The 20,636-nt window shown below is 70.3% G+C and carries 22 protein-coding genes; 14 read left to right on the top strand and 8 right to left on the bottom strand.

Annotated elements, in window-relative coordinates:
• The first annotated feature begins 4 nt into the window (after positions 1 to 4).
• From ACH49X_RS24500 to ACH49X_RS24480, 5 genes are read left to right on the top strand one after another with little or no spacing between them, the layout of a single operon-like run.
• Positions 5 to 715: a class II aldolase/adducin family protein gene (locus ACH49X_RS24500; protein ID WP_195081709.1), complete on the top strand. Its 711-nt coding sequence runs from the start codon at positions 5 to 7 to the stop codon at positions 713 to 715.
• Positions 716 to 722: 7 nt separating this feature from the next.
• On the top strand, positions 723 to 1,904 hold the full coding sequence (locus ACH49X_RS24495; protein WP_195081710.1) for a hypothetical protein: 1,182 nt from the start codon (positions 723 to 725) through the stop codon (positions 1,902 to 1,904).
• 21 nt (positions 1,905 to 1,925) lie between these two features.
• Positions 1,926 to 2,540, top strand: a complete 615-nt coding sequence (locus tag ACH49X_RS24490; RefSeq protein ID WP_357206308.1) for a hypothetical protein — start codon at positions 1,926 to 1,928, stop codon at positions 2,538 to 2,540.
• Positions 2,537 to 4,729 carry an efflux RND transporter permease subunit gene (locus ACH49X_RS24485; protein WP_357206306.1) on the top strand — a complete coding sequence of 731 codons (2,193 nt, stop codon included), beginning with the start codon at positions 2,537 to 2,539 and terminating at the stop codon, positions 4,727 to 4,729. Before ACH49X_RS24490 ends, ACH49X_RS24485 begins: the two co-directional genes overlap by 4 nt.
• A complete protein-coding gene (locus tag ACH49X_RS24480) occupies positions 4,726 to 5,466 on the top strand; it encodes an oxygenase MpaB family protein (protein ID WP_195081713.1) in 741 nt (246 codons plus the stop codon). The genes ACH49X_RS24485 and ACH49X_RS24480 overlap by 4 nt, the downstream gene beginning before the upstream one ends.
• Before the next feature lie 144 nt (positions 5,467 to 5,610).
• Here ACH49X_RS24480 and lipB read toward each other — a convergent pair whose 3' ends face one another.
• From lipB to ACH49X_RS24465, 3 genes are all read right to left on the bottom strand, one after another.
• The gene (lipB, locus tag ACH49X_RS24475; RefSeq protein WP_195081714.1) at positions 5,611 to 6,246 is read right to left on the bottom strand and encodes a lipoyl(octanoyl) transferase LipB; all 636 of its coding nucleotides are present in this window, start codon (positions 6,244 to 6,246) and stop codon (positions 5,611 to 5,613) included.
• A 40-nt stretch (positions 6,247 to 6,286) separates the two neighbouring features.
• On the bottom strand, positions 6,287 to 6,739 hold the full coding sequence (locus tag ACH49X_RS24470; protein ID WP_323124318.1) for a hypothetical protein: 453 nt from the start codon (positions 6,737 to 6,739) through the stop codon (positions 6,287 to 6,289).
• 131 nt (positions 6,740 to 6,870) lie between these two features.
• The gene (locus tag ACH49X_RS24465; RefSeq protein ID WP_323124319.1) at positions 6,871 to 8,157 is read right to left on the bottom strand and encodes a helix-turn-helix domain-containing protein; all 1,287 of its coding nucleotides are present in this window, start codon (positions 8,155 to 8,157) and stop codon (positions 6,871 to 6,873) included.
• A gap of 155 nt (positions 8,158 to 8,312) precedes the next feature.
• Here ACH49X_RS24465 and ACH49X_RS24460 point away from each other — a divergent pair, with 155 nt between their 5' ends.
• The gene (locus ACH49X_RS24460) at positions 8,313 to 9,218 is read left to right on the top strand and encodes a class I adenylate-forming enzyme family protein (RefSeq protein WP_195081715.1); all 906 of its coding nucleotides are present in this window, start codon (positions 8,313 to 8,315) and stop codon (positions 9,216 to 9,218) included.
• Positions 9,219 to 9,282: 64 nt separating this feature from the next.
• On the opposite strand, the gene ACH49X_RS24455 is transcribed toward ACH49X_RS24460, so the two are convergent.
• Together ACH49X_RS24455 and ACH49X_RS24450 are read right to left on the bottom strand one after the other, a co-directional pair.
• Positions 9,283 to 10,089, bottom strand: a complete 807-nt coding sequence (locus tag ACH49X_RS24455) for an MBL fold metallo-hydrolase (protein WP_195081716.1) — start codon at positions 10,087 to 10,089, stop codon at positions 9,283 to 9,285.
• Positions 10,090 to 10,188: 99 nt separating this feature from the next.
• The gene (locus tag ACH49X_RS24450) at positions 10,189 to 10,899 is read right to left on the bottom strand and encodes an SDR family NAD(P)-dependent oxidoreductase (RefSeq protein WP_195081717.1); all 711 of its coding nucleotides are present in this window, start codon (positions 10,897 to 10,899) and stop codon (positions 10,189 to 10,191) included.
• Between the two features lie 25 nt (positions 10,900 to 10,924).
• Between ACH49X_RS24450 and ACH49X_RS24445 the strand changes: the two genes are divergently transcribed.
• Complete coding sequence (locus ACH49X_RS24445; RefSeq protein ID WP_357206303.1) at positions 10,925 to 11,377, top strand: MerR family transcriptional regulator; 453 nt, start codon at positions 10,925 to 10,927, stop codon at positions 11,375 to 11,377.
• A 42-nt stretch (positions 11,378 to 11,419) separates the two neighbouring features.
• Here the strand turns inward: ACH49X_RS24445 and ACH49X_RS24440 are convergent, their stop codons facing one another.
• Positions 11,420 to 12,253: a class I SAM-dependent methyltransferase gene (locus ACH49X_RS24440; RefSeq protein ID WP_357206301.1), complete on the bottom strand. Its 834-nt coding sequence runs from the start codon at positions 12,251 to 12,253 to the stop codon at positions 11,420 to 11,422.
• Between the two features lie 51 nt (positions 12,254 to 12,304).
• Between ACH49X_RS24440 and ACH49X_RS24435 the strand changes: the two genes are divergently transcribed.
• Positions 12,305 to 12,895: a TetR/AcrR family transcriptional regulator gene (locus ACH49X_RS24435; protein ID WP_195081718.1), complete on the top strand. Its 591-nt coding sequence runs from the start codon at positions 12,305 to 12,307 to the stop codon at positions 12,893 to 12,895.
• A 16-nt stretch (positions 12,896 to 12,911) separates the two neighbouring features.
• Here the strand turns inward: ACH49X_RS24435 and ACH49X_RS24430 are convergent, their stop codons facing one another.
• Entirely contained in the window at positions 12,912 to 13,913 is a 1,002-nt protein-coding gene (locus ACH49X_RS24430) for an alpha/beta hydrolase (RefSeq protein ID WP_397070932.1), read from the bottom strand.
• 415 nt (positions 13,914 to 14,328) lie between these two features.
• Here ACH49X_RS24430 and ACH49X_RS24425 point away from each other — a divergent pair, with 415 nt between their 5' ends.
• From ACH49X_RS24425 to ACH49X_RS24400, 6 genes are all read left to right on the top strand, one after another.
• A complete protein-coding gene (locus ACH49X_RS24425) occupies positions 14,329 to 14,733 on the top strand; it encodes a heme-binding protein (protein ID WP_195081720.1) in 405 nt (134 codons plus the stop codon).
• Positions 14,734 to 14,982: 249 nt separating this feature from the next.
• Positions 14,983 to 15,543 (top strand): DUF6764 family protein, encoded by a 561-nt coding sequence (locus ACH49X_RS24420; protein ID WP_195081721.1) that lies wholly within the window; start codon positions 14,983 to 14,985, stop codon positions 15,541 to 15,543.
• Between the two features lie 206 nt (positions 15,544 to 15,749).
• On the top strand, positions 15,750 to 15,890 hold the full coding sequence (locus tag ACH49X_RS24415; protein WP_357206300.1) for a hypothetical protein: 141 nt from the start codon (positions 15,750 to 15,752) through the stop codon (positions 15,888 to 15,890).
• Positions 15,891 to 16,068: 178 nt separating this feature from the next.
• A complete protein-coding gene (locus ACH49X_RS24410) occupies positions 16,069 to 17,766 on the top strand; it encodes a GMC family oxidoreductase (RefSeq protein ID WP_357206298.1) in 1,698 nt (565 codons plus the stop codon).
• A gap of 52 nt (positions 17,767 to 17,818) precedes the next feature.
• On the top strand, positions 17,819 to 18,307 hold the full coding sequence (locus ACH49X_RS24405; RefSeq protein ID WP_357206296.1) for a GNAT family N-acetyltransferase: 489 nt from the start codon (positions 17,819 to 17,821) through the stop codon (positions 18,305 to 18,307).
• A 514-nt stretch (positions 18,308 to 18,821) separates the two neighbouring features.
• A complete protein-coding gene (locus tag ACH49X_RS24400; protein WP_195081724.1) occupies positions 18,822 to 19,406 on the top strand; it encodes an NAD(P)-dependent oxidoreductase in 585 nt (194 codons plus the stop codon).
• A 6-nt stretch (positions 19,407 to 19,412) separates the two neighbouring features.
• Here ACH49X_RS24400 and ACH49X_RS24395 read toward each other — a convergent pair whose 3' ends face one another.
• The gene (locus ACH49X_RS24395) at positions 19,413 to 20,552 is read right to left on the bottom strand and encodes a MarP family serine protease (RefSeq protein ID WP_195081725.1); all 1,140 of its coding nucleotides are present in this window, start codon (positions 20,550 to 20,552) and stop codon (positions 19,413 to 19,415) included.
• Positions 20,553 to 20,636: the final 84 nt, after the last annotated feature.

The following is a 20,636-nucleotide window of genomic DNA, read 5'->3' as shown; positions in this document are numbered from 1 at the left end:
CGCTATGACTTCCCCGTTGGTGATCCAAGCGGCGATCGGTGCGCGAGCACTGTCGTCCGGCGGCCACGACGACTTCAACCAAGGACAGATCTCGGTCCGCAGGCCGGGGCGGGACCGCTTCGCCATCAAGGGCGCGCTGGTCGGTTTCGACGAGGCCACGCCCGCCGATTTCGTCGACGCCGCGGTGGATGCGGCCGAGCCGCCGGACGCGCAGGCGCCCCCGGAACTACCGCTGCACCAAGCCATCTACGCCGCTCGCCCGGACGTCGCGGGCATCGTGCACAGCCACGCCCCGGCGAGCCTGGTCTTCGGCGCGCTCGACGCCGAGCTGGCGCCGCTCAGCCACGAGGGCGCGCTGCTCGGCGGCGAGGTGCACCGGTTCCACGACACCAGCAACACCGTGCTCACCTTCGACGTCGGCGCGGCGATCGCCAAGACCCTGGACGACGGGGTCGGGGTGTTCCTGGTCAATCACGGCAGCGTGGTGGTCGGCCGCAGCGTGCGCCACGCGGTGGTGTTCGCGCTGATGCTCGAGCGCGCCTGCCGGCTCCAGCTCGACGCGCTGGCCAGCGGGCGTCCGTTCTCGATCTCGAATCCCCTCGACGTCGCCGCCAAGCGCGACTACATCTTCGCCGACCTCTCGGTGCGCTCGTACTGGGAGCACACCCGCAGGCGGGTGCGCCGCGCGCACCCGGAGACCGCGGAATGGAGCTGACGTGCAGATGACCGGATCCGCCCTGGCCTGGGGCGATGTGATCCATCCTCCGCTGCCGCAGACCGTCGGCATCGAACCGCTCACCGGTCCGGTGGCGGGCGCGGTCGGCCACGTGGACCGGTTGATCGGCCGCCGCCGCGGCGGTCGGTCACGGTTCGTGCCTTCCGCCGGAGCGACGTATCCGTACGAGATCCTCCTGGTGGAACCGGAATCCGGCGCGATCGCGCTGCTCGACCCCGCTCGCAAGCAGCTGGTGGTGCGCGCCGACACCGAGTTCGGTACCGGCGCCGAGGACTATCTGTGCCTGCTGGTCGGGCGGCCCTGGCTGTCCATGCGCAAATACGGCGCCCGCGGTTACCTCTACCATCTCATCGACGCCGGTCACGCCCTGTTCTCCTTGGCGCTGCTCGACCGGGACGACAGTGCGGCCGATCGCTTCGCCGACGGGCTGCCTGGCACCGGGGCCGGCGGCGTCGCGGGCGACGTGCTCGCCGCCGGACTGGTCCGTGCCTTCGTGCCGCACGACGGGGAAGCCGACGGCTGGCGGCTGGTCACCACGTCCATGCCCCGAGTGCAGATGGGCCGCAACGAATTCGAGCAGTGGGCGGATCGCCTGCGACCGCCGGGACCACCGCAGCCGGTGTTCTTCGACCGTGCGGGCGAGTTGCCCGGCAATCTGGCCCGGTTCATCCCGATCCGCCGCTCCGCCGCGGCCTTCGGCACCGGCACGCCGCCCGGCTACGACCTCGGCGCCGTGGTCGCGAGCGCCCGTGAGATCGCCGCGATCGCGCTGAGCCGCCTGGGATTACCGACGCCGACGATGCACGTGGTCGGGCAAGCGCCCGGCGGAACGGCACTGCCGCCCGGTGACCTGCTGACCGGCTTGGCCGGACAGGAGCACCTGCTCGGAGCCGAGGCGTTCGTCGTCTTCAGCGCCCCTGCCAGCGAGGACGACTCGACCATCGACGCCGACCGGCAGGCGCTGCTGCTCGGCACCGGAGTCGCCGGACAGGTGCTCTACCTCCTCGCCGCCCGGCACGGCGCCGGCGTCACGGGGGTCGGGGGACTGGCGCCCGAGTACTGGAACCGCGCGCTGCCCCCGGGCAGGCAGACCTTGTATTTGACCGCCCTCGGCCGACCCGCGGGCGGGGAGAAGTTCGACGCCCTCTACCAGGGCGCCCACGGGTGAACCGTGACCAGAAAGGCTGAGATGACCACCGTGACGATGCCGTCGAACGTCGCCAGGCACCAGCGGGCCGCCGCCGCCCGGGTGCTGGCCGACGCCTTCACCGACGACGCGATCTGGCAGGACGTGCGCCCGAAGCGGCCCGCCCGCGCGGCGAAGGCGCTGTACTGGTTCTTCCGCGGCGAGGTGGAGATCTGCGCGCGCCTCGGCGGCTACCTGCAGGCCACGTTCGACGCCGACCGGTCACCCTCCGCTGTGCTCATCGCCTACGAGCGCACCGGACCCCGCTTCCCGCTGTGGGTCTGGCTGTTGCGGCTTCCCGCCATCGTGCTGCTCGGCTCGCCGCGCACGGTGCTGATGGCGAGAATGCTGTCCAAGGTGGAGGCGGCGCACCCCACCGAACCGCACTTCTACTTCTGGTATGTCGGCGCAAGAACGCTCGGCGGCGGCGCGGCGCTGCTCAAACGCGTCATGCGGGTGGCGCGGGCCAAGGGCCTGCCCGGCTACGGCGAAGCCAAGTCCTCCGACGTGGTCCAGATGTGCGAGATATTGGGCTGGCAATCGCATCCGCCGATCGAGATCGGCGCCGGGCACAAGGTCACTCCCGTCTGGTGGCTGCCCGCCGTGGAGGGGAAATGACGACTTCCGCCGACACCGCCGACACCGCGGGCGCGACCGGAGTGATCGCCCGCGTCGCCGAGATCTGCGCGCGGGCGCCGAAACTGGTCCTTGTCGTGGCGGGCGTCGCCTTCCTCGTCTTCGGCTCCCTGGGCGGGCTGGTGACCGACCGGCTGACCTCCGGCGGGTTCGTCGACCCGGACGCCGAGTCCGCGCACGCCGCCGATGTGCTGGCCGCCGAGCACGGCGTCTCGCACATGCAACTGATCTTCGCCGTCGACGCGCCCGGCGGCGCGGACTCGCCCGCGGCGCGCGCCGCCGCCGACCGGATCGTCACCGACCTGCGCCGGGACGACCGGGTGAGCACCGTGACGTCATGGCTCGAGCCCACCGGCGCCGCGCTGGTCAGCCGCGACCACCGCACGGGTCTGGTGATCGCGGGCCTGGACGGCGACGACGACACCGCCCAGCGCACCGCGCACGCCCTCGCCGAACGCCACACCGGCGACCGGGACGGCGTCGCCGTGCTCGCGGGTGGCCAGGCGATGGCGTTCGAGGAGATCAACGCCGCCGCTTCCCGCGACCTCGTGCTCGCCGAGGCGATCGCCGTGCCGCTGACCTTCCTGCTGCTGGTGCTGTTCCTGCGCAGCGTGATCGCCGCCGCCGTTCCGGTGGTGGTCGGCGTGCTCGCGATCGTCGGCACCACCGCGGTGCTGTTCGCGCTCACCTTCCTCACCGAGTTGTCGATCTTCGCGCTCAACATCACCACCGCGCTCGGCCTGGCGCTGGCGATCGATTACTCGCTGCTGCTGATCGGCCGCTACCGGGAAGAGATCAGCCGCGGACTGCCGCACCAACAGGCGTTGTCCTCGGCCATGCGCCACGGCGGGCGGGCGGTGGTGTTCTCCGGCGTCATCGTCGGCACCGCGCTGGTCGGCCTGTGGGTCTTCCCGATGGCCTTCTTGCGCTCCATCGGCTATGCGGGCGTCGCCGTCGTCGTCCTGTCCATCCTGCTGGCGCTCACCTGCGTGCCCGCGCTGCTGGTCCTGTTGGGCCCACGCATGAATCGCAAGCCCCCGCGCGAGGCCGCTCCCGCCGAGAGCACCCGGCTCTACCGGGTGGCGCGCGCGGTGCAGCGACGTCCGCTGCTGGCCGCGCTGCCGGTGCTCGCGCTGTTGCTGCTGGCCGGATCGCCGGTGCTCGACCTGCGGGTCGGCCTGCCCGACGATCGGGTGCTCGCCGCCGACGCGCAGTCCAGGCAGGTCGGCGACCGCATCCGGGACGGGTTCGACCAGAACATCACCGGCACCGTGCACATCGTGGTCACCGGGGCGCCTGCCGAGCGGCTCGGCGAGTACACCGCGGGCTTGTCCCGGGTCCACGGCGTCACCGCGGTGAGCGGTCCGGCCGGTGTCTACGTGGCGGGTTCGGCGGCGGGCCCGGCCGATGGACGAACCGGGTCCGGCGGCTCCGCGCACCTGACCGTCGCGACGGCGCTGAACCCGTACTCCGACGAGGGGCGCGACCAGCTCGACGCGATCCGCGCCGTCGACGCACCGGGGAACATCCTCGTCGGCGGGCTGGCGCAGCAGACCGCCGACACCTCGGCGGGCATCTCCCGCGGCTTCGTCGTCGCGCTGCTGTGGATCGTGGCGACCACCGCGCTGCTGTTGTTCCTGCTCACCGGCAGCATCGTCTTGCCGCTGAAAGCCCTTGTGCTGAACACCCTTTCGCTGAGCGCCACGTTCGGCGCACTGGTGTGGATCTTCCAGGAGGGCCATCTGGGCTGCCTCGGCACGACGGCCACCGGCTACACCGTCGCCACCGTCCCGGTGCTGCTGTTCTGCGTGGCCTTCGGCCTGTCGATGGACTACGAGGTCTTCCTGCTCTCCCGCTTCACCGAGGAATGGGAACGTTCCCCGCGCACCCGCGCCGACGCCGACACCGCCGTGGCCGTCGGCCTGGCCCGCTCCGGGCGGGTCGTCACCGCCGCCGCGCTGCTCATGGCCGTGGTGTTCGTCGGCATCGCGACGAGCGAAGTGTCGATCATGCGCGCCCTGGGAGTCGGCTTGGCCCTGGCCGTCGTCCTCGACGCCGCGCTCGTGCGCACCATCCTGGTCCCCGCCGCCATGCGGATAGCGGGCACCGCCAACTGGTGGACTCCCCGCCTGCTCGCCCCGGTCGTCGCGCGGATGAGGCTGCGGGAATGAAATCCGCTCCGCTCGACCGGGATTCGCTTCTCGGGCGGTATCTCGGCGACCGCCGCTTCGTCTTGAGCCTGCCGCGTGCGGTCGGGTTGCAGATCCTGCACCCGTCCGTCGCGGCGGCCATCGTCGCCCACGCGCCGAGCAGCCTGTGGGCGCACAAGAAGCGGACCGTGTCGCGAATGATCCATCTGGCCTACACGCTGTGCGATCCGCATCCGGCGATTCTGTACGGGCACGGACTGGTGCACGGCGTGGACAGCCGGGGAAAACGCTACAGCGGCCTGACCCCCGAGCTGTTCTTCTTCCAGCACGCCACCTACGTCGACGCGCTCTACACCGCGATCGAAACCTTCGACCGCCCACTGACTCTCGACGAGAAGCAGACGCTCTACGCCGAATGCTGTGAGTGGTACCTGCGCTACGGCATCTCGGCGCGGCACATGCCGCGAACCTGGGCGGATTTCGACGACTATTTGAAATCGGTGTGCGCCACCGAACTCGCCGTCACCCCGCACAGCGACAAGCTCGCGCCGGAACTGCTGCGCCCCGACACCTGGATTCCGCGCGCGCTCCCGGATTTCGCGGTCCGCACGGTGCTGCACCAGCGAACCCGCGAACTGCTGAACATCCCGCTACGGCCCACCGATCGAGCCGCCACCACCGCCTACGCCACCGTCGTGAAGAGGAGCATGCGCACCTTGACACCGCGGGCCCGGCTGATCCCCGCAGCCCGCGCCTGAGGAGTGCCCGCCCGCAGGTATATGCCCACGTGCGGTCAGCGGTCGCCGCTCACTCGACACCGCGGCCTGCGCCTGAGGTGCGTCGGCCTGCGGGCACACGCGCGGTCAGCGGTTGCCGCACAGGGGATGCGTCGCGCGCCGGGTTCAGCTCGCTTCGAAAGCGGTGGCGACGATCGAGCGCACGTGTTCCATGGTGGCCGCGCCGGATTCGCGGGCCACGGAGGTCATGTCTACGTCGGGGAGCCCGCAGGCGACGGCCCAGCGCCAGGGCTCGAGGTCGCCGTTCACGTTGAGGGCGAAACCGTGACTGGTGATCCCTCGGCTCTGGCGCATGCCGATGGAGACGATCTTGCGGCCGGTGTCGCGGGTCCACACGCCGGTGAGCAGCTCGGAGCCGGGGGGAGTGTCGCGGCGTTCGGCGGGAACGCCCAACCGGCCGAGCGCCTCGATCAGGCGGAACTCGACCTCACGGATGTAGTCCACCACACCTTCGCCGGCATCGAGCCGGACGACGAGGTAGCCGACCAGCTGGCCGGGCCCGTGATAGGTGAGCTGGCCACCGCGCGTGGTCTGCACGACCGGGATGTCGTGAGCCGGGTCCGGCAGGTGCTCCCGCGGTGTCTTCCGCCCGATGGTGTAGACCGGCGGATGGCTCAGCAGCCACAGGGTGTCCGGCCGCGCGCCGCTGTGGCGCTGGTCGACCAGTTCCCCCATCCGTTCCATGGCCTTGTCGTAGTCGACGAGGTCGTCCTGGATCAAAGTCAAGGGCCGGGATCGCATGCTCCGACCATATCGCTGCCCGCGCCGCGCCGGAGGGCGCCTAGGACGTGGCGACCCGGCCGGCGCGCCGACGCTCGAGGGCGAGCGGCCGCACCAGCATGTAGAGGCCGGAGAACAGCAGCAGGGCGAGCGGCAACAGCGGCAGATAGGACACCCAGACGACCGGCTCCTGCTGCGCCAAGGCGACGAAAGTGGCGAGAACGGTCACGACGAAGCCGATGCCCGACCAGCGGTGCAACTGCCGGACCCGCGGCGCCGACACGACTGGCCGCGGTGCGGTGTTCCCGGCAGCCCGGCCGCGTCGCCTGGCCGCCCACGACAACCCGAAGACGCCGAGCCCGGAGAAGAGCAGCAAGGCGAGCGGTGGCAGCGGCACGTAGGAAAACCACACCGGGCCGCTCAGTGCCAAGGCGACCACGGTGACGACGACGCTCGCCGTGAAGATGACGGCCAGCCACCGGTGCGTCTGCCGAACCCGTCTGTCCCAGTTCATTCGTCCTCCTCTGTGTCCGAACGGCTCGCGTCCAACGTAGCGGTAGCCCGCTGACCAGCGCTTCTCGATTCCTGATCGCTTGATCCCTCCGCACGGAGCCGGGCCGCGCCGCCGAGGGCGCGGCAGCAGGGTCACGCCGAATCGGGTCGCCGTACCGCCGGTCCGTACCAGTGGCAGATGAGCAGTGCGAGTTCGACGTCGAGCCGGTCGTCGCCGATGGGCCTGCCGCGTCGCGAAACCGCCCGTCCCACCCGGTATTTCACCGAGTTCGAGTGGAGGTCGAGTTCCGCGGAGGCGGCCTTGTAGCTCGATCCGGTGCGCAGGAAGACCTGCAGCGTGTCACGCAGCCGCGCGTCGTTGTCGGTGTCGGAGGCCAGGTCGCCCAGCACGTCGACGACCCACTCCCTGACTTCGGCGGTGCTGCCGTCGAGCAGCGCCGCCACCGACAGTCCCGGGTCGTCGGCCGCGACCACGCGGTGTCCGGCGTCTTCCCGCGCGAGCGCGACCGACCGCGCGTCCTGGGCCAGGCGATGAGACCGGCGGAACCCGGACAGTCCTGGCGCCATCGTTCCGATCGCCACGCTCGGGCCGTCGCGTCGCGCGGCCGCGAAACCACGGACCTCGGCGACGGCTTCGGGCCGCGCCGAACGGTAGGGCAGCCAGGCCCAGCCGCAGAGCTGATCGTCGGGGACGAACAGCGGGGTCGCTGAGGTCGCCGCCGTGTCGGCCGACCGGCGAACGAACCGCTGCAGCTCGCCGAGTTCGTCACCGCGGGATTCCACGCCGGGATACCAGACGACGAGCGCCAAGTGATGCCAACGCAGCGGATAGCGGATCTGCTCGGTGGCGCTGTCGACGTCGACCGGCTTCTTGCCCGTCAGCAGCTCGCGCACACACAGCGCGCGCACACTGTTGCGGGTGTCCAGCCACTGCTCGCGCTCTCCTTCATAGACGGCGACCACTTGCTGGATCACCTGGTCGAGGTACCGGAACAGCCTGGTGGCGATGGCCTGGGCCACCACGAAGCGATCGACCGGCGCGACGTCGGCGCTTTGCAGTTCGGCGAAGACCAGTTCGGTCGCCCGCCGCTGTCCCACGTGGTACGCGCGCACCAGGGTGTTGAGCGGGACGCCGCGCTGGGCCAGACGCCTGGTGTACTCGGTCGCGGCCGAGGGCAGGTGGGTGCGCGCGACGGGGATGTCGTGGCGCAGCGCGTGCAGCATGGTGTCGACATTGCCCTGCACACTGGCGCCCAGCAGTTCCACGGTGCGGACATCGGCGCGCAGCTCGGGTATCTCTTCCTCGAGCGCGCTATGGATGCTCGCGCTGATTTCCCGCACCCGCTCGTTCATGCGGGCGGTGATCATCGCGACACAACGGTCGATGTCGGCTTCGCCGTTGCGACGAGAACTCGTCACGAGCCGATCGTATTACCTGGCCGCGACCGCGGCGGCGGATGTTGTCTTCCGGCGACAAGGTGGGCGGCGAAATTGATCGTTGTACGACGGTGGCGAGCCGAGCGGTGCTTTCTAGCGTTGTCATCGAACGACTACGCCGCTGCTGAGGACATCGCATGACGCTTTCCACCCTTCCGGACCGTCGCGCTGTTGCCGCCCCGCACGAGCCGGCCCTTGCCGCCGACGGAGCCGAGCTGACCAACAGTGAGTTCCTGTCCGCCGTCCAGCGCGCCGCGGCCCGCCTGCGCGGCGCGGGCGTGACGACCGGCGATGTCGTCGGCGCCGTGCTGCCCGGCGCCGTCGACCTGATGGTGTCGCTGTTCGCGATCTGGCGGCTGGGCGCCACGGCGGCCGTGATCGATCCGGTGGCCTCCGACGAGGAAGTAGGTCAGCGGGTAGGCGACGCGGAGTGCGAGGTACTCATCGTGCACGAACGCCCGGCGGCGATCCCTTCGTCCGTCCGGGTACTCCCGGTCGCCGTGGCACTCGGCGCGGGGGAACGCGACCGCACCCCCGCCGTGCGGCCCGGCGCGGAGACGCTGGCCTTGATCACCTACCGCGACGGCGACCGGGCGCTGCTCGATCACCGGAATCTCGAGGCCATGTGCCGATTGGTGATCAAGGTCTTCGCCCTCACCGGTGCCGACCACAGCCTGTCGACCCTGCCGATGCGGCACATCTGCGGCCTCGTCGTCGGCGCGCTCGCGCCGTTGGTGGCCGGAGGCCGCGCCACCATGGCGGGCCAGCTCGACCCGGAGTCGTTCCTGGAACGGGTCGAGCGAACCCGGCCCACCTACTCGTCCGCGGTGCCGAACCTGTACGCGGCGCTGTCCGACCTGCCCGGCCGGACGCGGCCGGACACCTCGTCGGTGCGTTTCGCCCTGTGCTGCGCGGCGCCGGCCGGAGTCGACCTGCGCACCAGGTTCAAGAACCGCTATGGGATCCCCATCGTCAACGCATACGGACTGACGGAGGTCATCGCGCGAGCACACGCGATCCGTTCACCCGCGGCAGCGCAGTAGAACGGCGCGTCCGTCGCGCCATGACCGTCACCAACCGTCGGCTATTCCGCACGCCGCAGGCGTCTCACAATGTGACCGTCTCGCCTCGGGGAACCTGCACGATGCGATCGCCCCACCCGCGTCGCTGCATCTGCGCCTGGAAATCGCTCAGGGGAGAGGCGAAGACGGTGTAGTCGTCGTAGTGCACCGGCACGACCCGGGGAAGACGCAGCAGGTCGACGAGGCCGGCGCCCTGGCGACCGTCCATGGTGACGGTCAGCCCGAACGGCAGGCGCGCTCCGGCGGGCAGTCGCGTGCCGCCCAGATGCAGCACGCCGGCATCGATGTCGTCGAATCGAACCGGTATCTGCGCGAGTTCCGCGACCAGGAGGGTGTCGCCGGAGATGTAGATCCGGCGCTCGGGCGGGCCGGCGATCGGCCCGAACTCGAGCATGGTCCCCATCACCGGCGGCAACAGGCGCCAGCTCCAGGTCGGCGCGTGACGGCCGGGCAGCGACGTGACGCGCACCTTGTGCCCACTTCGGGCGATTCGGTCGCTGTGCCAGGTACGCAGCCCCTTCGCCGAGGTGAAACCGCGGCGGCGCAGCCGCTCGGCAGCATGCGGCGTGGTGAGAATTCGCAGGGCGTGATCCAGGTCGCGCTGCGCGGTGCGGTCCCAGTGATCGCCGTGCATGTGCGACAACACGACGGCGTCGATGGGCGGCAGTTCATCGATCGTCAGCGCGGGTTCGCGCAGCCGCTTGGACAGCAAGCCGTATCCCAGGTAGGCGTGCTGCCCCCGGTGCAGGAAGTTCGGGTCGGTCAGCAGCGTGATCTCGCCGTAGGAGAGCAAGGTCGTGGCGTTGCCGACGAATGTGATGGACAGGTCCATTGCAGAGCCCTCCGTTCGGCGCCGTGGCGACTCGTATCGGGACTGCCCTGCGCGGCGCGGACTATGCAGTCCGCGTCCGCGGACCTCGCCCGATGCCGACTACCAGGGCAGGACGCCGTCGGCCGCGACGTAAGCCCCGGTGGGGCCGTCCTTGCCGATCCGCGCCATCCGCACGATGATCTCCGCGCCTTGCTCCACGCTCTGCAGGCCGGTGTTCCCGTTGAGGTCGGTCTTGGTGAAGCCGGGCTCCACCGCGTTGATCCGCATATTCGGGAACGCCTTCGCATACTGCACCGTGAGCGCGTTGACCGCGGTTTTCGATGCCGGGTAGGCGACGCCCGGGTAGGCGTAAGCCGGGCTGCCGGGGGTGCTGATGCGGGTCAGTGAGGCCAGCCCACTGCTGACGTTCACCACCACGGGCGCGGCGGAACGTTGCAGCAAGGGCAGGAACGCGTGCAGCACGCGCACCGTGCCGAAGACGTTCGTCTCGAAGGTCTGCCGCATCAGGTCGGCGGTCAGTTCCGCGGCGCCGGTCACGGCGCCTGCCGCGGTCCATTCCGGCGCGATGCCCGCGTTGTTGACCAGCACGTCCAAGCCGCCGTCGGCTTCGACGACCGCGACCGCGGCGGCCACGGACGCGTCGTCGGTGACGTCGAGCTGGACCGTCCGCGCGCCCAACCGCTCGGCGGCGCGGCGCCCGCGCTCGGCGTCCCGGCTGCCCAGGTAGACGCGGTGGCCCGCGGCGAGGAGCCTGCGGGCGGCCTCGAAACCGAGACCTTTGTTCGCTCCGGTGATCAGTGTTGTCGTCATGAGCACGGACGCTAAGTTTTAGAGCGTGCTCGAAGTCAAGCCGCAGCCGGATTCCGACCCGTCTGGCGAAGGCATGAACATCGCCGAGGCCGCCCGGCGGACGGGGGTCAGCGTGCACACCTTGCGCTACTACGAACGCGCCGGCCTGGTCGTCACCCCCGTCGACCGGGCGGCCGGGGGCCGGCGGCGCTACCGGCAACTGGATCTGGACTGGATCAGGGTCTGCACCAGGCTGCGAGCCACCGGCATGGCCATCAGAACCATCCGCCGCTACGCCGAACTCGTCGCCGCGGGCCGCGGCAACGAACACGAACGGCTCGCCCTCATGGAGGCGCACCGCGCCGAGGTCGCCGCGAAAATCGCCGAGCTGCACGAGAACCTGGAACTCATCGACCACAAGATCGACGTCTACCGCGGCCGGATCACCGCGGGCGACGCCGACCGTCTGTGGGCCGACCACCGAGCCGACGCACCCTGAGCGCGCCCGGACGCAGAACTCCGCGCCGACCGTGCCGGCGGGTCAGGGCGTGGCGGAGCGGGTCGCGGTGATCGCGACCGTCGTGTAAGGCAGGGTGAAACTGCCGCCCATCGCGTCGATCGCCGCGCCGACGCCGTCGAGCACTTGCGTCAGCTTGTCCTGCGGCAGCCGGGTCATCGAGCCGTGCGTGGGAAGTTGATCGAGCCACTCGTCCCTGGTGTAGGTCCGCTCCCACGGGAAATTCGATTCCAGAGGTTCGTCGAAGCGGCCGGTCTTCCGGATTCCTTCGGCGGTCTTGTCCAGGATCGGCCGGTACATCGCCGCGGCTCGGGTGCCCGCCTGGAGGGGGAACGGCGAGTCCGGCACCACCCGCCGGTATACCGCGCCGTACGCTTCGGCTACCTCGTCCGGGAGCTGGAACACATGCCAGAACGCGGACAGCACGCCTCCGGGGCGCAGGACCTCCGCCGCCTTCGCCGCTCCCGCGACCGGATCGACCCAGTGCCAGGCCGTTGCCGCGATCACGGCATCGAAAACGCGGCCTCCGCTGTCCCAGGCTTCGAAGGTCGTCACATCGACCTCGAGCCCCTGACACCGCGCGAATTCCGCCATCCGGGAATCCGGTTCGACGCCGAGCACCGTGCAACCGGCTGCCTGGAACTGCCTGGCTTCGACGCCGGTGCCGCAGCCGACGTCCAGGACCGCACGCCCGGGGCTGGCGGAAACAATGTGCTCGACGAGGGCGTCGGGATAGCTGGGACGGGTCCGGTCGTAGCGTTCGGCATCCACCCCGAACGACTCCGCGATCTGCCGTTGCCGGTGCGGCGTTTCCTCCGGCGAAGGTATAGTGGGCATGTGCCCACTGTAAATGGGCATGTGCCCACTCGACAATGGGGTGGGCCGATCCGAACCGAAAGGGACATCGGCATGCCCACCGGAGTCGCCCTCCGCGACGTGCGCGAGCAACTGTTCGACGCCGCCGACCGGATCCTGCTTCGAGACGGGCCGAGCGCGTTGACCAGCCGGGCGGTCACCACGGAGGCGGGCTGCGCGAAAGGTGTTCTGCACCGGCACTTCGCCGACTTCGACGACTTCCTCGCCGAATTGGTGACCGCCCGGATCGCCGAGAACGAGCGCCGGGCCGCCGCTCTGCGGGAATCCGCCGGAGAAGGCGCGGTGGTCGAGCACCTCACCGACGCGCTGACCGACCTGTTCGGCCCGGTCACCACGGCCATCGTCAGCCTGATCGCGTTCCGGGACGAGTTGCGCGCGCGCCTGCGCCGTGACCGGCCGACCGGCGTCCCCGTGCTGGCGGAGGCGACCGCCATGATCGCCGATTACCTCACCGCCGAACGCGATCTCGGCCGGATCGCCGCGACCGCCGATATCGGCACGCTCGCCCCCATGCTGATCGGAACCGCGCATCTGCTGTTCGCCGACCGGGACGCCGGTCCACCTTCGCGCGCGGCGGTCGGCGGCGCGGTGAGCGCGGTCGTCGCGGGCGTGCTGTCCGGCTAGTGCGGGTGCAACGCGGTCAGTGCGCGCCGAGCGCGTCGAGGATCATCGGACGCGCGGTGGCGAGCGCTTGCGACCAGTACGGCCAGGTGTGCGTCCCGTCGACGGTGTCGACGCGGGCGGTCATCCCCAGCTCCGCGAGGCGATCACGGAACATCTGGGCGGCGATCGTCGTCATCGACTCCAGGCCCATCGCGTTGACCGTGTTCCCGACTCCGAACGGCACGTCGAGCGGGCCGGGCAGGCCGTTGCCGGTCGAGACGTAGATCGGCAGTCCGCGCAGCAAATCGGCCTGCACGGTGGCGTCGTTGCGACTCCAGGCCGGGTCGTCGACCGGCCCCCACATGTCGTCGACGTTGAAATTGCCCTCGTCCCGCATGGCGGCGCGCATCGCTTCGTTCCAGAGCGGGAACGTCGGGTGCAGGAACCCGGAGAACGATCCGGCGAACTTGAACTGGTTGCGATGGTATCCGGCCAGGATCAGGGCGGCGTTGCCGCCCATGGAGGCTCCGACGACGGCGTTGTTGGTTCGCGATACGCCGTAGCGCTGCAGATAGGCGGGCAACTCCTGGGTCAGGAAGGTTTCCCATTTGTACGTCGTCTCTTGGCCGTTGGTGCTGCTGGGCCGGTACCAGTCGGTGTAGAAGCTCGAGTGGCCACCGACCGGCAACACCAGCGTGACGTTGTCGTCCGCGAATTGGCTCAGCGCGTCGGTGTCGCTCGACCACTGACTGTGGTCGGCGGGCGCGCGCAGCCCGTCGAGCAGGTAGAGCGCCGCGCTGCCGCCGCGCGCCGCCCACTGCACCTGGACTTTGATCGGCCCCATGCTCGACGGCACGGACAGCTCGCTGAAACCGCGCGCGGGCGCGCGCAGCACCGGGGTGTGGATCGGCGCGGCGGTGGCGACGGTCGCGCCGATGGGCGACATCAGCACCGCCGTCACCATGACGGCGCTGGTTCTTCTCAGCCGACCGCGAACACCTCGCTGCTTTCCGGACCGTGCTGGCGCGCCCACTCGCATACCTCCTGCCCGCTTCCTGCTCGGTGACAAGCAACCGAATTCATTTGTCGCTCAGTGCAATTGCTTCGTCGGCGATCACTGCCACCCCAATGATCCAGAATTCATCCTATGTTGCGACATGTTGGCTACGGGCTCCATCCCAGTCAGGGCTGGGAAGTCCCACCGCCGGGGCGGGCGAGGTGGGCGGCTCACCGGCGCTGGTCCGTCGCCGCGTCCGCGCGGGCTCTGTGGATCACAGGTCGAGGGAAACGCCGGTGAGTAACTTGACGAAATGGTAGCTCGATAGTTGCTACAGGGAGAGTCTTCGGTGTGTTCGAGACACGGCGTGTCGCGGGCGGTCGTCCACTCGATGAATCGCACGGACGCTCGTGCGGGTGGCCTTCGAGCGTGGCCGATCCCGGGCAAGAATGGTCGTATGTCGATTTCGCTCGACCAGGCCGACTCGGTGATCGCCGCCGCACGCAAGGCGGCGGCCGAACTCGGCGAGGCCGTGTCGCTGGCAATCGTGGAAACAGGCGGAACGGTGGTGGCCGTCGCGCGGATGGACGGTGCGCCCCCACCGGCGAGCGATATCGCGAAACACAAGGCGCGGGCGGCTGTCGCGCTGGGGTTCGACACCGTGCACATGACCGCCGCACCGCAAGGGCGGTCGCTGTTCGGCGAAGCGCGGCGCGCGGATGCGCACGCGCTGGTGCCCAACGGCGGCGGCGTGCTCATCCGAATCCGCGGCACGGTCCTCGGTGCGCTCGGCGTGTCCGGTGCGGCATCCTCGATCACCGATCACAAGATCGGCGCAACCGCTGTCGCGCAACTGAATTGATCACGCACTGCCCGTCGTCCGGCCGTACCGTCGTCGAAATCCATGGGCGGTATCGCGTCCGCGACCGATCGGTCAGAGGTTCCCGCTGAACCAGGCCGGCGGACGCGGCGCGGCACACCGCCTCCGGCTGATCGGTGTGCGAAACGTTCGTGTGTTTCCGTGCCGGTTCGGCGGGTAACGCCGGGTGAAGGACCAGCAGGCCGCCATGCTGGTTCGCGATTCCCAGCGTGGCGCGGAAAGAGGTTGTCCATGAATACCATCAGTGCGATTCTCTGCTCGGCCGCCGCGGTGGGAACCGCTTTCGTGGTCCCCGCGGCGGCCTCGGCAACCTCCCTGTCCTGTGCGGCCGAGCGCGGTGTCGACGCCACCGTCATCGACGGCAACACGGGGTGCCGGGCGGCCAGCGATCACAGGGGGCAGGCGCGCTCGGATGGCGTCGACGGGGTCGGTTACGCCCGAGCCACCCTCGGCGCGACCGCCCTCGGCGTCGGCGTGGCGGGTGGCGTCGGGGCGAGCGAGGGAGCGGGCGGCATGCCTATCGCGCTGGGGATCGGTCCGGACGCCGTAGCGTTGAGCACGGTGGTCGACGACCACCTGCGCGACGGCCCGGCGGTGGGGGTGGCGATCGCGTTCGAGGGCTCCAGATCCGAGGTGGGTGGCACGCCCGATGGCGCGGTGGTGTGCCTGGGCTCCGGCGCCTTCGCCTGGAATTTGCAGAGCGGAGCGAGTTGCCTGGCCACGCCGTTCGGCCTGTGGCGATCGCCCGTGAGCCTGCCGCAGCCGCCGGATCAGCCTCCCGCCGCGTGGTGAGCAGGCAGAGCGAATCGTCCGGCATGCCGTGATGAGAGGTGGCGCTCTGCTCAGAGCTGGTGGCGCAGTTCCCGCCGAGATGTGACTCCGAGCTTGCGGCAGCAGCACTCGGTGCAGGCCGGCGAAACCCGATCGCCTGAGACACCGCTCCGATCTCATCCGCTCGAGCGGATGAGATCGGCCGCACCGCGCCTGCCCGTGGCGCGGTGGTCGAAACCCGAGCTCTGGCGAATCCGCGCAAGGCTCCGCCCGGCAGCCTGGCCGGTTCGATCCTGCGGCAGCGCCATCCGGAACTGCCGTCGCTGACCTGGGACGAGATCCTCGCGTCGAGCGGCTGGCACGACTGATCGCCCCCGTATCCGGCTGCCACGACGTCGGCCTGGGGCAGCACGCCGGTTCCGGTCGTGGTCGCCGTAGGTCGCTGAAGATCGGAATGCGCGGGGTGGTGCGATATGGCCGGAAATCTCGATATCGCGTCCGTATCTCTCGTCCGGGCGGTGTGTTCGCCGCCATACGCTCGAGCGCATGGACAGCCACTACGACGTGCTCGTCATCGGTTCCGGCTTCGGCGGCAGCGTTGCCGCGCTGCGAGCGACCGAGAAGGGATACCGGGTCGGCGTACTCGAGGCGGGCCGGCGGTTCGCCGACACGGAGTACGCGAAGAACTCCTGGCATCTGCGCGAGTACCTGTGGGCGCCGAAGTTCGGCTGCTACGGCATCCAGCGGATGACCCTGCTCAACGACACGTTCATCATGAGCGGGTCGGGAGTCGGCGGTGGGTCGTTGGTGTACGCCAACACGCTGTACGAGCCGCCGGAGAAGTTCTACCGCGACAGGCAGTGGGCGCACATCACCGATTGGCGCGACGAGCTGGCGCCGTACTACGACCAAGCCAAGCGCATGCTCGGCGTCACCCAGAACCCGGCGACCACGCCCACCGACCGGATCCTGCGCGAAGTCGCCCAGGACATGGGCATCGCCGACACCTATCGCCGCACTCCGGTGGGAGTGCTCTTCGCGGACAACGATTCCCGGCCGGGTCAGCAGGTCGCCGACCCGTTCTTCGGCGGCGTCGGGCCCGCGCGCTCCACCTGTACCCACTGCGGCGAGTGCATGACCGGCTGCAGGCACGGCGCGAAGAACACCTTGGTGAAGAATTACCTCTACCTGGCCGAGAAAGCCGGGGCGACGGTGCATCCGCTGACCACGGTGACCGACGTGCGACCGCGGCCGGCGGGCGGCTACGAAGTGCGGACCGAGCGCACCGGGCGGTGGCTGCGCAAGGGCGAGCAGACGTTCACCGCGGACCAGGTGATCTTCGCGGCCGCCGCGCTCGGCACCCAGAAACTGCTGCATCGGTTGCGCGAGAACGGTTCGCTGCCGCGCGTCTCGCCGCGGCTGGGGCATCTGGCCCGCACCAACTCCGAAGCGGTGCTCGCCGCGCGCTCGCTGCGCAAGGACACCGACTTCACCAAGGGCGTCGCGATCACCTCGTCCGTCCACCCCAACGAGTACACCCACATCGAGCCGGTCCGCTACGGCAAGGGCAGCAACGCGATGAGCTTGCTGGCCACCGTGCTCGTGGACGGGCAGGAGGGCAAGGCCCGCTGGTGGCTCGGTGTACGGGAGCTGATCGCGCACCGCCGCCACCTCATCCGGCTGCACAGCCCGCGCCGCTGGTCCGAGCGCATCATCGGCGTGCTCGTCATGCAGAACGTCGACAACTCGATCGTCACCTACACCAAGCGCGGCCTGTTCGGCAGGCGCATGACGACCAAGCCGGGCGACGGCGCCGCGCCGCCGACCTGGATTCCGGAGGGACACGAGGTGACCAGGCGGATCGCGGAGAAGATCGACGGTCTGCCGCAGGGTGGCTGGACCGAACTGCTGAACATCCCGATCACCGGCCATTTCATCGGCGGCTGCGCCATCGGCGACTCGGCCGAGACCGGCGTGGTCGACGCCTATCACCGGGTCTACGGATACCCCGGCCTGCACATCACCGACGGCTCGACCATTTCGGCCAACCTGGGCGTGAACCCGTCCCTGACCATCACCGCCCAAGCCGAACGCGCGATGGCGTTGTGGCCGAACAAAGGCGAGGACGACCCGCGCCCGCCGCTCGGAACGGCCTACCGCAGGCTCGCGCCGATCGAACCGAAGAACCCGGTGGTTCCGGTCGCCGCGCCCGGCGCGTTGCGGCTGCCGATCACGCCGGTCTGAGCGTGCGGAAAACCGGTCGCGCGCGGCGGGTCCGGGTGCCAGGATCGGTGCTGTGCCCGGCCATGTCGTCCTCGAACCGCTCGATGAAGCGTTGCTCACCGATCTGCTGCACACCGCGGTGGCCGACGCGCATCCCGGCGAGGTCATGCCGGTCGAAGCGCCGGATGCGAGCTGGAATGCTGACCGAGAAGCGGATTTCCGCGCCTTCCACCGCGGCCGCGCGCTGGCGGACCCGCCCGTCGAGTCGACCTACGGCATCCGGGTGGACGGCGAGGTGGCCGGCGCGGCACGACTGTGCCGGATGCCCGCCTCGGACGACGCCGCCGAGGCAGGAGTCTGGCTCGGCCGCTCCCGCCGCGGCACGGGCATCGGCACCGCCGTGTTCGCCGCATTGATCGAGCGGGCGGCCGCCGAAGGCTACTCGAGGCTGTTCGTGAGCACGACGCCGGACAACATCCCCGTACTCCGCCTACTGACCGCCCGCGGAATCGACTACGCCCTGCACGACAACGAGGCCACCGCGTGGATTCGCTGCGGCTGAAGCCGATCTTCCGCGAGTACGGAATCGAGTGCACCCGCGACCGGCCGAGAACGATCGCACAGGTGATCTTCGCCGGCAGATCGGCAGCATGCCCCTCGTGTCCTATCGAGAAGGTGATCGTCACACGTGACCACCGCCCCCCATTCCGATAGAGCGAAGTGAGACCGAGCATGGCCGCGAGCCCTGCAAACGTTTGAACGCAGCACAATTCGAAGCGAGACCACGTGCGCCGTCGCGGCCCCGGCTCGCGCCCAAGGTGCTCCGCCTGTGCGGCGAACAACGCGCCGCCCGGCCACTTCCACCGCGCGCGAGGTCGCAGCATTGATACCGACGCGCCCAGCGCACCTCCACCACGTCTTTCGAGCGAAGCAAGACCGAGCATCCGCCGTTCGCGGCCCGGCTCGCGTCCGAGCGGCCGCCGCGTCCGCGACGAAGTCGCCAGCGGCGGTCGCTCGGACGCGAGCCATGAGGGGGCCGCGAACACGCCGCGACGAAGTCGCGGCAAAATGATCCAGTGCGCATCTTCTTGGCCGGTGCGACCGGCGTTATCGGAGTCCGCTTGATCCCGCTGCTGATCGAGGCGGGGCACGAGGTCGCGGGGATGACCCGGTCGCCGGGCAAGGCCGATCCGTTGCGGGCGCTGGGGGCCGAGCCGGTGGTGTGCGATGTGTACGACGCCGACGCGCTGAGCGCCGCCGTGGTCGGGTTCGGGCCCGATCTGGTGATGCACCAGCTCACCGACCTGCCCGACGATGCGGCGCTGCTGCCGGAGCGGGCCGAGGCGAACGCGCGCATTCGTACCGAGGGCACCCGCAACTTGATCGCCGCCGCGCGGACGGCCGGCGCGAAACGGTTTCTCGCGCAGAGCATCGCGTGGGAGCCGCCGGCGGGCCGGGGAGCGGTGATCCAGGAGCACGAGGCGGCCGTCCTGGACTACGACGGCGTGGTGGTGAAGTACGGCCAGTTCTACGGGCCGGGCACCTACTACGAGACCGAACTGCCCGCGCACCCGCGCGTGCACGTCGACGACGCAGCGGAGCGGACCATTCCGTTGCTGGACGCCTCGAGCGGCGTGGTGATCGTCGCCGACGCGTCCTGACGCCGGTCAGGAGGCGCAGGGCCCGGTGTCGACCGGGCGGTCGGAGCGCCAGCCGTGGTCGAGCCGGTCGATGATCTCCGGCAGGCTCGTGGCGAACCCGACGTTGCTGTTGTTCTCGTCGACGCCGAACACGATGCCGAGCACGCGGCCGTCGCGGTCGACCAGCGGCCCGCCGGAATTGCCGTGCTGGATCGAGCCGTCCAAGGTGTAGATCTCGCGTTCGGACACACCGGTGCGGTAGATGTCGCGCACCTGGCGGTCGGCCCGGCCGCGCACGCGCGTGGCGGACGCGCTGTAGGACCCGCCCCTGGGGTAGCCGAGCGCGATCGCGTCGTCGCCGGGATCGGCGGGTTCGGGCGCCACGGTGAGGGCGGGCGCGGTGAGACCGGGGACGGCGAGCACCGCGATGTCCATGGTCGGATCGAACTGCACGACGGTCGCGGTGAGCGATCCCGTGGCGGCGTCGACGGAGACTTTGCTGGAACCGGCGACGACGTGCGCGTTGGTCAGCACCCGTTCCGGCGCGATGACGAAGCCCGAGCCGGACTGGCGTACGCCGCAGGTCGGCGCGAGGTCCTGCACCCGAAGCACGCTCTGCCGCAGTGCCGCGGGTACCGGGCCCTCGGTGATGCCCGGATCGGGTGGCGCGAGCGGGCGGCCGAGTCCGGCGTCCACGATCGGTCCGGTGAGCACCTCCGACAGGCCGGACAGCCAGAACGGCGCGACGTCGTCGACGGTCCGCACGGTCGTCGAATCACGCACCAGCGCGGCGGCTTCCAGCGGTGCGGCGAACAGCCACACCACGAGCGGAACCGCGAGCGCGTGGGTGAGGCATCCGAACGCGGCGTCGATGCGCTGGGTGAGAGGATCGGACACCGACGCACGCGCGGCTCGCCCGGCCCGGTGCCCGGCGACCGCGCCGAAGGCGACCAGCCCGAGGACCACCGTCAGCGCGAGCAGGAGCCGCACCGCGCCGGGGGCGAGCCGACCCAGCGCCGTGGCCGAAAGCGCCGCGCCGAGAATCGCCCCCGCGAGCGCGCCCGCGAAACCGGGCAGTCCCACGATCGCGCCGCGGCGCCAACCGAGCACCGCGGCCACCGCGGCGGTGCCGAGCACGGCGAGATCCAGCCAGTTCGGCAAGGTCAACGCCACACTCCCGTCGCTGCTGATGGACAACGGCGACGGATTCGTCGTCGGCCGCCCCGTCGCCGTCCGGCTGTGTCACGGCCG

The sequence above is a fragment of the Nocardia sp. NPDC019323 genome (genome assembly GCF_044389845.1).
Lineage (GTDB): Bacteria > Actinomycetota > Actinomycetes > Mycobacteriales > Mycobacteriaceae > Nocardia > Nocardia implantans.
The sequence above is the reverse complement of the archived record's forward strand: the minus strand, read 5'-3'. Positions and strand labels throughout refer to the sequence as shown.

Coding starts and splice junctions, on each gene's coding strand:
- lipB (WP_195081714.1), bottom strand. CDS start 6,246: ATGCGATCCCGGCCCTTGACTTTGATCCAGGACGACCTCGTCGACTAC.
- ACH49X_RS24420 (WP_195081721.1), top strand. CDS start 14,983: ATGAATACCATCAGTGCGATTCTCTGCTCGGCCGCCGCGGTGGGAACC.
- ACH49X_RS24430 (WP_397070932.1), bottom strand. CDS start 13,913: ATGCGAGTGGGCGCGCCAGCACGGTCCGGAAAGCAGCGAGGTGTTCGC.
- ACH49X_RS24485 (WP_357206306.1), top strand. CDS start 2,537: ATGACGACTTCCGCCGACACCGCCGACACCGCGGGCGCGACCGGAGTG.
- ACH49X_RS24460 (WP_195081715.1), top strand. CDS start 8,313: ATGACGCTTTCCACCCTTCCGGACCGTCGCGCTGTTGCCGCCCCGCAC.
- ACH49X_RS24425 (WP_195081720.1), top strand. CDS start 14,329: ATGTCGATTTCGCTCGACCAGGCCGACTCGGTGATCGCCGCCGCACGC.
- ACH49X_RS24470 (WP_323124318.1), bottom strand. CDS start 6,739: ATGAACTGGGACAGACGGGTTCGGCAGACGCACCGGTGGCTGGCCGTC.
- ACH49X_RS24495 (WP_195081710.1), top strand. CDS start 723: ATGACCGGATCCGCCCTGGCCTGGGGCGATGTGATCCATCCTCCGCTG.
- ACH49X_RS24455 (WP_195081716.1), bottom strand. CDS start 10,089: ATGGACCTGTCCATCACATTCGTCGGCAACGCCACGACCTTGCTCTCC.
- ACH49X_RS24410 (WP_357206298.1), top strand. CDS start 16,069: ATGGACAGCCACTACGACGTGCTCGTCATCGGTTCCGGCTTCGGCGGC.
- ACH49X_RS24480 (WP_195081713.1), top strand. CDS start 4,726: ATGAAATCCGCTCCGCTCGACCGGGATTCGCTTCTCGGGCGGTATCTC.
- ACH49X_RS24440 (WP_357206301.1), bottom strand. CDS start 12,253: ATGCCCATTTACAGTGGGCACATGCCCACTATACCTTCGCCGGAGGAA.
- ACH49X_RS24435 (WP_195081718.1), top strand. CDS start 12,305: ATGCCCACCGGAGTCGCCCTCCGCGACGTGCGCGAGCAACTGTTCGAC.
- ACH49X_RS24450 (WP_195081717.1), bottom strand. CDS start 10,899: ATGACGACAACACTGATCACCGGAGCGAACAAAGGTCTCGGTTTCGAG.
- ACH49X_RS24500 (WP_195081709.1), top strand. CDS start 5: ATGACTTCCCCGTTGGTGATCCAAGCGGCGATCGGTGCGCGAGCACTG.
- ACH49X_RS24490 (WP_357206308.1), top strand. CDS start 1,926: ATGACCACCGTGACGATGCCGTCGAACGTCGCCAGGCACCAGCGGGCC.